The sequence below is a fragment of the Actibacterium sp. genome (assembly GCF_041584535.1).
Classification (GTDB): Bacteria; Pseudomonadota; Alphaproteobacteria; order Rhodobacterales; family Rhodobacteraceae; genus Actibacterium_D.
The window spans coordinates 1-9499 of sequence record NZ_JBFHDW010000079.1 but is presented as its reverse complement, the minus strand read 5'-3'; the positions used below and the strand labels follow the sequence as shown (position 1 = coordinate 9499).

The window sequence follows — 9499 nt, the reverse complement described above, 5'->3', positions numbered from 1 at the left end:
TCAACGCCACCCAGATCGACGAAAGCGCCGTATTCGGTGATGTTCTTGACGACGCCGTCAACAGCCTGACCCTCGGTCAGGTTGCCGATGACTTCGGCACGCTGTTCAGCACGCGATTCTTCCAGAATGGCGCGGCGCGACACGACGATGTTGCCACGGCGACGGTCCATTTTCAGAATCTGGAACGGCTGTTTCAGACCCATCAGCGGGCCGGCGTCACGCACGGGGCGCACGTCAACTTGGCTGCCGGGCAGGAACGCAACAGCGCCGCCCAGATCGACGGTAAAGCCGCCTTTGACCCGACCAAAGATCGCGCCTTCGACGCGCAGTTCGTCGGCATAGGCTTTTTCCAGACGGTCCCAGGCTTCTTCGCGGCGGGCTTTGTCGCGGCTGATGACCGCTTCGCCACGGGCGTTCTCGACGCGGTCAAGGAAGACCTCGACATCGTCGCCAACTGCGATTTCAGGGGCTTCGCCGGGATTGGCAAATTCTTTCAGATCAACGCGGCCTTCCATTTTGTAGCCGACGTCGATGATGGCCTGACCCGCCTCGATGGCGATGACGCGGCCTTTGACAACACTGCCCTCATCGGGGGTGTCAATTTCGAAGCTTTCAGCAAGGAGGGCTTCGAATTCCTCCATAGATACGTTCTGAGCCATGTGGTCTCGGTTTCCTTTTCAAACGTTTTTTCTGGCCGAGCGGTTGTCTCCGCCGGTCTTGATTCATGTCCGCCTTCGGCGAAACGGGTTGGTCAGACGGGCCATAAAACAAAGAGGGCCGGAGATGACCGACCCTGCTCGTCTTTTTGTTCTATGGCTTTGATCGCCTTATCGACGGGCGCGGTATAGTGCGGATCGGCCTTAAGCGCAAGGCCCCGCGCACAAAGGCGCGCCTGCGGCGCAGGTCTAAATCTCCGCGCCTTGCGGCGCGTCGGGGATGAGTATTTTCACCAAGAAAAAGACAGGTGTTTCTTCTTCGTTCAAATATCCCGGGGTTTGGGGCAGCGCCCCAATCCTTTTGGTCTAGCCGCGGCGGCGCGCGATGGCGTCGATGGCGGCCTGCACCGCCGCGTCGATGCTCATGTCCGAGGTGTCCAGCACCAGCGCGTCGTCAGCGGGTTTCAGCGGCGCGGTGGCGCGGCTTTGATCGCGGGCATCGCGTTCGCGCAGGTCGGCCAGCACCTGTTCCAGTGTCGTGGTCTGGCCTTTTTCGGTCAGCTCCAGAAACCGGCGCCGGGCGCGGATTTCGTCGCTGGCGGTGACATAGAGTTTCACCTCGGCCTCGGGGCAGATCACCGTGCCGATGTCGCGCCCGTCCAGAACCGCGCCCCCGGCGCGCAGCGCAAAGGCGCGTTGGAAATCGACCAGCGCGCGGCGCACTTCGGGCACGGCCGCAACCTTGCTGGCGGCTTGCGCCACATCGGCGGTGCGCAGATCATCGCGTTTGATGTCCTCGGCGGTCAGGGTTTCGGCGGCTTGAACGGGGTTCAATCCGTCCAGCATCCGCGCCCCGACGGCCCGATACAGTAGGCCGGTATCAAGATGGGCAAAGCCGAAATGCGCAGCGACCGCCTTGGAGATCGTGCCTTTACCGGCAGCGGCGGGGCCGTCGATTGCGACGGTAAAGCTCATGCCGGGGTCCGGACCAGACGGGCGCCGAGGCGTTCCATCAGCGGCTCGAAAATCGGGAACGAGGTGGCGATCGGACCGGCGTCATCGACGCTGACCGGTTGTTGCGCGGCCATACCGGCACAGAGGAAGGACATGGCGATCCGGTGATCCAGCCGCGCCTGCGTCGTGGCGCCGCCGGGCATGCCGCCCGCGCCAAGCCCGTGCACGATCAGGGTGTCCTGATCCTCTTCCACGGTGACGCCACAGGCCTCAAGCCCGCGCGCCATCGCGTCGATCCGGTCGGATTCCTTGACCCGCAATTCCTTGACCCCGCGCATCACGGTTTTGCCAGTGGCAAAGGCCGCGACCACCGACAGGATCGGGTATTCGTCGATCATCGAAGGCGCGCGCTCGGGCGGCACTTCGATGCCCTTCATATTGTCCGAGAACCGGGCGTGCAGGTCGGCTACCGGCTCGCCCCCCTCCTCGCGCAGGTTCTCGAATGTCAGGTCGGCGCCCATTTCCTGCAGCGTTGTGAACAGCCCGGCGCGGGTCGGGTTCAGGCCGATGCCCGGCACCAGAACGTCCGAGCCTTCGACGATCAGCGCCGCACAGACCGGGAAAGCGGCCGAGGACGGGTCGCGCGGCACGACGATGGTTTGCGGCTTCAACTCGGGCTGGCCGGTCAGGGTGATGATCCGGCCTTCGGGGCTGTTTTCGACGCTGACCTTGGCGCCGAACCCTGCCAGCATGCGTTCAGTATGGTCGCGGGTGGCTTCTTTTTCGATCACCACGGTTTCGCCGGGCGTGTTCAGGCCCGCCAGCATCACCGCCGATTTCACCTGCGCCGAGGGCACCGGCACCACATAGCGCACCGGCACCGGATTTTCAGCGCCGACGATGGTCATCGGCAGGCGCCCGCCCTTGCGGCCATACGAGCGCGTGCCGAACAGCGCCAGCGGATCGGTGATCCGGCCCATCGGGCGGCCACGCAGGCTGGCGTCGCCGGTAAAGGTGGCGCTGATCGGCGAGGTCGCCATCGTGCCCATGATCAACCGCGCGCCGGTGCCCGAATTGCCGCAATCGATGACATCCTCCGGCTCGGCAAAGCCGCCGACGCCAACGCCGTTGACCACCCATTCGCCATGGCCCAGATGCGCCACATCGGCGCCAAACGCCCGCATCGCCTTGGCGGTGTCCAGCACGTCCTGACCTTCCAGCAGGCCGGTGATCCGGGTTTCGCCCACCGCCATCGCGCCCAAAAGCAGCGCCCGGTGCGAGATCGACTTGTCGCCCGGCACCTCGGCCACGCCAGTCAGCGGGCCGCCCCTGTGGGCAGTCATCGGGATCGGGTCACCATGGCCGGACATGCGGGTCTTCCTTTTGCTAGGTTGCCCCCGGAATTACCCAATGCGCGGGGCCGGGTCCACAGGGTTTTCGCGCCGATCAGAGCCGGCGGAAGGTCAGGTAATGCGGGGTGCGGTCTTCGCGCAGGGCTTTTTGCTCATAGCGGGTCGACAGCCAGTCGCCCCAGGGCTGGCGCCAGTCCTCGGGGCCTTCGGCCAGCCATTCGAACCCGGCGCGCGGCACCTGTTCCAGCGTTTGCCGCACATAATCGGGAATGTCGGTGGCCACGCGAAAGATCGCGCCGGGTTTCAGAACCCGCGCCAGCGGCTGAAGATGGTCAGGGGTGACGAACCGGCGACGGTGGTGGCGTTTCTTTGGCCACGGGTCGGGATACAGCAGGAACGCCCGCGAGATCGAGGCCTCGGGCAGCACATCGAACAGGTTGCGCGCATCGCCCGGATAGACCGAGACATTCTCCACCCCGGCGGCGCGGATCTTGCCCAACAGCATTGCCACGCCGTTGATGAAAGGTTCGCAGCCGATGATGCCGATATCCGGGTTCTGCGCGGCCTGATGCACCATGTGCTCGCCACCGCCAAAGCCGATCTCAAGCCAGACATCTTTGCCGCCGAACAGCGCGTTCAGGTCGATATTCTCGCGCGTGGGGTTTGCGTCCCAATCGACCTTGCCGGGCGACAGCGCGTCAAGGTCGGTTTCCAGAAACGACTTGTGGGTGTCGCGCATGGTCTTGCCGCGAAACCGGCCATAGAAATTGCGCCACGGAGCGCCGGAGGGATGGTTGTCCTGGGTCATGGCCGCGCGTTTAGCCCAAGCGGGCTGGCCTTGCAATCGGCCTAGCCGCGCCCGCGATACGGGGCCACGCCCTGATCCGGGATCCAGACCCCTTCGGGCGGGGTTCCGGTTTGCCAGAACACGTCAATCGGGATGCCGCCGCGCGGAAACCAATAGGCACCGATCCGGAGCCATTCCGGGTCCAGCAGATCGACCAGCCGCTTGCCGATGTCGATGGTGCAATCCTCGTGAAAGGCGCCGTGGTTGCGGAAGGAATGCAGATACAGCTTCAGCGACTTGCTTTCGACCAGCCAGTCGCGCGGCACGTAATCAATGACGATATGCGCGAAGTCCGGCTGGCCGGTCATCGGGCAAAGCGAGGTGAACTCGGGCGCGGTAAAACGCACGACATATAGGGTGCCCGCGTGGCTGGCGGGCACTTTTTCCAAGACAGCCTGTTCGGGGCTTTGCGGCGCGTCGACCGCGCTGCCCAGTTGGCTAAGGCCGGAAACATCCGTCTTGGGCATGGCTTACACCGCTTTTTTCAGGGCCTCGACCAGATCGGTCTTTTCCCAGCTAAAGCCGCCTTCGGCATCGGGCAGACGGCCGAAATGGCCATAGGCGGCGGTGCGCTCATAGATCGGCTTGTTCATTTGCAGATGCTCACGAATGCCGCGCGGGGTCAGGTCCATGACCTGAGCCACGGCTTTTTCGATCGACTCTTCCGAAACCTGCCCGGTGCCGTGGGTATCGACGTAGATCGACAGCGGACGGGCAACGCCGATGGCATAGCTCAGTTGCAGCGTGCAGCGCGTGGCCATGCCCGAGGCAACGACGTTCTTGGCCAGATAGCGCGCGGCATAGGCGGCCGAGCGGTCAACCTTGGTCGGATCCTTGCCCGAGAACGCACCGCCGCCATGCGGGGCCGCGCCGCCATAGGTGTCGACAATGATCTTGCGACCGGTCAGACCGGCATCGCCATCAGGGCCGCCAATGACGAATTTCCCGGTCGGGTTGACGTGCCACTTGGTCTCGGCGGTGACCCAGCCTTCGGGCAGGACGTCCAGAATATAGGGTTCAACGATGGCACGGATATCGTCCGAGCTTTGGTTCTCGAACTGGTGCTGGGTGGACAGCACGATCGAGCTGACGCCAACCGGGCGGCCACCCTCATACCGCACTGAAAGCTGCGATTTCGCATCGGGCTGAAGCGTCGGCTGTTCGCCGGATTTACGCACCTCGGCCAGACGGCGCAGGATCGCGTGGGCATAATGGATCGGGGCCGGCATCAGCTGATCGGTTTCATCGACGGCATAGCCGAACATGATCCCCTGATCGCCTGCGCCTTCATCCTTGTTTTCCGCCGCATCGACGCCCTGCGCGATATGCGCCGACTGTTCGTGCAGATAGTTCTCGACCACAAGGTTCTTCCAGTGAAAGCCGTCCTGCTCATAGCCGATGTCGCGCACGCATTCGCGGGCGATGTCCTCGACCCGGTCCATCACGGATTGCGGGCCGCGCACCTCGCCGCCGATCACGACGCGGTTGGTGGTGGCAAAGGTTTCACAGGCGACACGCGCCTGCGGCTCGACAGCCAGAAACGCATCCAGAACTGCGTCAGAGATCCGGTCACAGACCTTATCCGGGTGGCCCTCGGAAACGGATTCAGAGGTAAAAATATAGGACTGACGCGTCATGAAAGTGCTCCGTTTGGGTTTTCCCCGCCACGTCAGGAAGCCGTTGTGGCAGTACAATCGCAACCGAATTACGCGGCCTGTTGCATGGGGTCAATGAGATATTGACCCAGCCCGCCGCCGCCTGAGCGCCAGCGCCAGAAATGCGGCCAAAAGCAGCAGCGCCGCCGGCAGATCGCCGGTGCGGGCATAGGGGCGCGCCGAAATCGCCCCCGGCAGCGGCACATCCAGCGACCCCGGCTCGTTCAGCGGCAGGCGTGCCAGCACCCTGCCCCGCGCATCAATTGCCGCCGTCACCCCGGTGTTGGCCGCGCGCAGGATCGGCAGCCCCTGTTCGACCGCCCTCAGCCGCGCTTGGGCGAGATGCTGATAGGGGCCGGAAAAGCTGCCGAACCATGCGTCATTGGTCAGTTGCAGCACCCAATCGGGCCGCGTCGGCGCATCGCGCAGGTCGTTGGGAAAGATCATCTCGTAACAGATCAGCGGCAGAACCTGCCCGGCCTTTCCCAAGTCCCAGATCTGCGGCCCCGGCCCGGGGCTGTAGCCGATGCCGCCCGAGGCCAGACCAAACAGACCGAACCGGGCCAAAGTCTCGCCAAAGGGCAGGTATTCGCCAAACGGCACCAGATGGTGCTTGTCGTAAATCTGGGTGACGCCGCCCGCCTGATCCAGCACCACGGCGGCGTTGAAGGCCCGCGAACCTTCACGGCGATGCACGCCCAGAACCACCGGAACACCATTCGCGGCGCTGGCGATCTGGCGCAGGATCGGGCCTGCGCCGGACAGGGTATAGGCCACTGCGGTTTCGGGCCAGACGATCAGATCGGGCGCCGGGTCAGCCGGGGCGGCGGTCAGCGCCAGTTGTCGGTGAAAGAACACCGGCGCCATGTCGCTGCGCCATTTCAGATGCTGGGCGGCATTGGGCTGAATCAGGCGCACGGTCACCGGATCAGCACGGGGCGGCACCGGTTGCGCAAGCTGCCACAGCCCGGCGGCCCAGACCCCGGCGCCGATCAGCATCCCCGCCAGCGCGCCGCGTCGGCCCAGAACCACCGGCAGGGTCACCAACGCCAGCGCCAACAGCGTCAGCCCATGCGGCCCGGTCAGCGCCGCCAGTTGCAGAACCGGAGTCGGAATCCACAAATGCCCGATCAGCGCCCATGGAAAGCCGGTGAAGATATACGAGCGCAGCATCTCGGCCAGCGTCAGGCCCAGCACCAGCGCCACCGCGCGGCTGCGCCGCCCGGTTCCCAGCCGTGCCGCAACATATCCTGCCGCGCCCCAGAACAGCGCCAGACCAAAGGCCATGAACACCAAGGCAAAGGGCGCCATCCAGCCATCGCGGGCCACATCCACAAGGAAAGGCTGAATAATCCAGATCAAAGCCGCGCTGAAATAGCCCGCGCCGCCCAGCCACAGATGCCGCGCCACCCGCCACGGGCCGGGCGCGGACAGGCCCAGCGCGATCAGCCCGGCGAACCCGGCCAGCGCCAGCGGCCACAGGTCAAGCGGCGCCTGCCCCGCAGCCGCGATTACGCCCAAAACAAAGGCGATCAGCCATCCGCCGCGCCCGGACGCGAACCGGCCAAGCAGTTCCGGCGGGGTTGACGCCATTGTTAGCTGTCCTGTTTTTCGGCCTCGGCCTCGGCCGCTTGGGCGGCCTTGGCGACCGCGGCGGCCACCACGGCCTCGGGCAGCCGCACCCGCAGCCGCTTGATCCGGCGCGGATCAGCATCGACGATTTCGAACTCGGCGCCACTTTCATGGGGGATGACCTCGCCCCGGACCGGAACCCGGCCCGTGACCATGAACACCAACCCGCCCAGCGTGTCGATTTCTTCCTCGTCTTCCTCGTCGACCAGTTTCAGACCGATCGCCGCCTCGAATTCGTCCAGCGGCGCCCGCGCCTGAGCCAGATAGCAGCCCGGCTTTTCCAGCGTCCAGAACCGGCCCTCGGCGACATCGTGTTCATCCTCGATCTCGCCTATCACCTGTTCAATCAGGTCTTCGATGGTCACCAGACCATCCACACCGCCATATTCGTCAATCACCAGCGCCATATGCATCCGGTCGTTCTGCATCTTTTGCAGCAGAACCCCGATCGGCATCGACGGCGGCACGAACAGCAGCGGCCGCAGCAGCGGTTTCAGCGAGAACCGCGTGGTCTTGCCGTTGAACCCGTATTTCAGCGCGAAATCCTTGAGGTGGACCAAACCCACCGGCGTATCCATCGTGCCGTCATAGACCGGCAGGCGGGTCATGCCGCTGTCGCGGAATACCTTGACCAGATCGTCCTTGCCGATGTCCAGCGGCACGGCGACGATCTCGACCTTGGGCCAAGCCACGTCCTCGACCCGCATCTTGCGCAGGTTGCCGATGCCCAGCGCCGGTGCAAAGCGTTGGGTTCCGGTCGCGGCCGGGTCTTGCATGTTGTCGCTGTCATCAGATTGAGGCGCGCCGCTGAGCGCACCTGCCAGCCGGGACCAAAGCCCGCGGCGACTGTTGTCTTCACTTTCAGGCGCGCCTTGCGCCGCCATAGAAGAGCCGTCTGTATTCTGGCCCATCATTCCTTACCGTTAAGTCCGGGCCTGAGAACCCGTCTCATTCATATGGGTCCGCGATACCCAAAGTTGCAAGTATTTCCACCTCCAACCCCTCCATTAGTTCGGCATCTAGCGGGCGGATGTGGTCGAAACCCAACAAATGCAGGGTGCCATGCACCAGCAGATGGGTCACATGTTGGGCAAAGGGCTTGTCTTGATCGCGCGCTTCGCGGTCGCAGGTGTCATAGGCAATGGCGATATCGCCCAGTTCCACCGGCATTTCGGGGAAATCGGCCTCGGGCGCATAGGGGCGGTCGCCGTCATCTTCGGCGGCCAGATCGTCCGAGGGCCATGACAGCACATTGGTCGGCACCGGCTTGTCGCGGAAATCGGCGTTCAGAACGGCGATCCGCACGTCGTCACAGCCCAGAAGGCTGATCTCACAGTCCTCGGGCAGGCCCAGATGCGCCAGCGTCGCGGCACAGGCGGTGTCGGCCAGATCCTGCAACCCGGCCTGCGTCCAACGCGCGTCTTCAATGATAAGATCCACACTCATGCCGGTGATCTTATCGCCCTGCCCGATCCGGCAACAGAGCGAAAAAGCGTTGACAGTCTTGCCGGGCGGAAATACTTGACTAAAAACCTTGGTTACTAAACAGGAATAATCATGTCCGATACTTCCCGCCGCGTCACGCCCCGCACATGGGCGGTTGCCGGATCGGTCGCCGCGATTGCGCTGACCGGTGTGCAGATCGCCCCCGTTGGCCGCAGCCTTATTCCCGCCGCCTATGCCGGCGAGGCCAGCGAAGCCGGTGAATCCGGTCACACCACCCCGACAAGCGAAGCCGGCGAGGCGGGGGAATCCGGCCACGCCGCCGCCTCAAGCGAGGCTGGTGAAGCAGGCGAGTCGGGCGTCGTCGTGCCCGAAGGCCCGGCGGAATTCCTGACCGAGCTGGGCAAGTTCGAAGCCACCCACCTGATCGTCGCCGCGCTTTATGCCAGTGGCGACACAGCGCAGGCGGTCGAGCATCTGGAGCAATCGCACCACGCCTATTACGACGATCTTGAGCATGATCTGGAAGAATATGGCGCCAAGGAATTCGAGGACGAAGCCGAAGATTTCGCCGATCTGGTGACCGACGGCGCCTCGACCAAGAAGGTCGCCAAGGCGGCGGACAAGGTGCTGACCGCCATCGCCGCCGCGCGCAAATCCATTGGCGCCCCGGCGCGTGACCAGCTGTTCGCGGCCAAGGCGCTGTTGGACACGGCAGCGGCCGATTATGCCGCCGGGGTCGATGAAACCCGCATCGAGGCGCCGCAGGAATACCGCGACGCATGGGGCTTTGTCGAAGCCGCCCGCATCATTGCCCGCGAATTGGCCGCGTCCGAGGACGACCGCACCGCCAAGGCTGGCCAGGATGCGCTGGCGCAGATCGACACCGTTGCGCCGCTGTTCCCGGCGCTGAACGCCACGCAAGCCGGGGGCGATCTGTCGCTGCTGGCGGCGGCTGCG

General features: G+C 64.4%; 10 protein-coding genes and 1 riboswitch. Of the genes, 1 reads left to right on the top strand and 9 read right to left on the bottom strand.

All coding sequences use genetic code 11. The features are described from left to right. The 9 genes from ABYW26_RS05815 to ybeY form a co-directional block, all read right to left on the bottom strand. On the bottom strand, positions 1-659 hold a 659-nt coding region (locus ABYW26_RS05815; RefSeq protein WP_372603845.1), incomplete at its 3' end, for a S1 RNA-binding domain-containing protein. Between the two features lie 363 nt (positions 660-1022). Beyond that, on the bottom strand, positions 1023-1631 hold the full coding sequence (cmk, locus tag ABYW26_RS05810) for a (d)CMP kinase (RefSeq protein WP_372603844.1): 609 nt from the start codon (positions 1629-1631) through the stop codon (positions 1023-1025). Further along, positions 1628-2980, bottom strand: a complete 1353-nt coding sequence (gene aroA / locus ABYW26_RS05805; protein ID WP_372603843.1) for a 3-phosphoshikimate 1-carboxyvinyltransferase — start codon at positions 2978-2980, stop codon at positions 1628-1630. The genes cmk and aroA overlap by 4 nt, the downstream gene beginning before the upstream one ends. Before the next feature lie 76 nt (positions 2981-3056). After that, positions 3057-3770 (bottom strand): tRNA (guanosine(46)-N7)-methyltransferase TrmB, encoded by a 714-nt coding sequence (trmB, locus tag ABYW26_RS05800; protein ID WP_372603842.1) that lies wholly within the window; start codon positions 3768-3770, stop codon positions 3057-3059. 41 nt (positions 3771-3811) lie between these two features. Further along, positions 3812-4276: a preQ(1) synthase gene (queF, locus tag ABYW26_RS05795; RefSeq protein ID WP_372603841.1), complete on the bottom strand. Its 465-nt coding sequence runs from the start codon at positions 4274-4276 to the stop codon at positions 3812-3814. 3 nt (positions 4277-4279) lie between these two features. Beyond that, positions 4280-5446: a methionine adenosyltransferase gene (gene metK / locus ABYW26_RS05790; RefSeq protein ID WP_372603840.1), complete on the bottom strand. Its 1167-nt coding sequence runs from the start codon at positions 5444-5446 to the stop codon at positions 4280-4282. A 5-nt stretch (positions 5447-5451) separates the two neighbouring features. Beyond that, positions 5452-5501: riboswitch (SAM-SAH riboswitch) on the bottom strand. Between the two features lie 35 nt (positions 5502-5536). Next, on the bottom strand, positions 5537-7057 hold the full coding sequence (gene lnt / locus ABYW26_RS05785; RefSeq protein ID WP_372603839.1) for an apolipoprotein N-acyltransferase: 1521 nt from the start codon (positions 7055-7057) through the stop codon (positions 5537-5539). 2 nt (positions 7058-7059) lie between these two features. After that, complete coding sequence (locus ABYW26_RS05780) at positions 7060-8007, bottom strand: transporter associated domain-containing protein (protein WP_372603838.1); 948 nt, start codon at positions 8005-8007, stop codon at positions 7060-7062. A gap of 37 nt (positions 8008-8044) precedes the next feature. Further along, positions 8045-8542 carry an rRNA maturation RNase YbeY gene (ybeY, locus tag ABYW26_RS05775; RefSeq protein WP_372603837.1) on the bottom strand — a complete coding sequence of 166 codons (498 nt, stop codon included), beginning with the start codon at positions 8540-8542 and terminating at the stop codon, positions 8045-8047. Between the two features lie 111 nt (positions 8543-8653). Here ybeY and ABYW26_RS05770 point away from each other — a divergent pair. After that, on the top strand, positions 8654-9499 hold an 846-nt coding region (locus ABYW26_RS05770; RefSeq protein ID WP_372603836.1), incomplete at its 3' end, for a hypothetical protein.

What these genes read in the sequence shown, in the direction of transcription:
- cmk (WP_372603844.1), bottom strand. Translation starts at nt 1,631, where the DNA reads ATGAGCTTTACCGTCGCAATCGACGGCCCCGCCGCTGCCGGTAAAGGC.
- ABYW26_RS05780 (WP_372603838.1), bottom strand. Translation starts at nt 8,007, where the DNA reads ATGGGCCAGAATACAGACGGCTCTTCTATGGCGGCGCAAGGCGCGCCT.
- metK (WP_372603840.1), bottom strand. Translation starts at nt 5,446, where the DNA reads ATGACGCGTCAGTCCTATATTTTTACCTCTGAATCCGTTTCCGAGGGC.
- aroA (WP_372603843.1), bottom strand. Translation starts at nt 2,980, where the DNA reads ATGTCCGGCCATGGTGACCCGATCCCGATGACTGCCCACAGGGGCGGC.
- ybeY (WP_372603837.1), bottom strand. Translation starts at nt 8,542, where the DNA reads ATGAGTGTGGATCTTATCATTGAAGACGCGCGTTGGACGCAGGCCGGG.
- lnt (WP_372603839.1), bottom strand. Translation starts at nt 7,057, where the DNA reads ATGGCGTCAACCCCGCCGGAACTGCTTGGCCGGTTCGCGTCCGGGCGC.
- trmB (WP_372603842.1), bottom strand. Translation starts at nt 3,770, where the DNA reads ATGACCCAGGACAACCATCCCTCCGGCGCTCCGTGGCGCAATTTCTAT.
- queF (WP_372603841.1), bottom strand. Translation starts at nt 4,276, where the DNA reads ATGCCCAAGACGGATGTTTCCGGCCTTAGCCAACTGGGCAGCGCGGTC.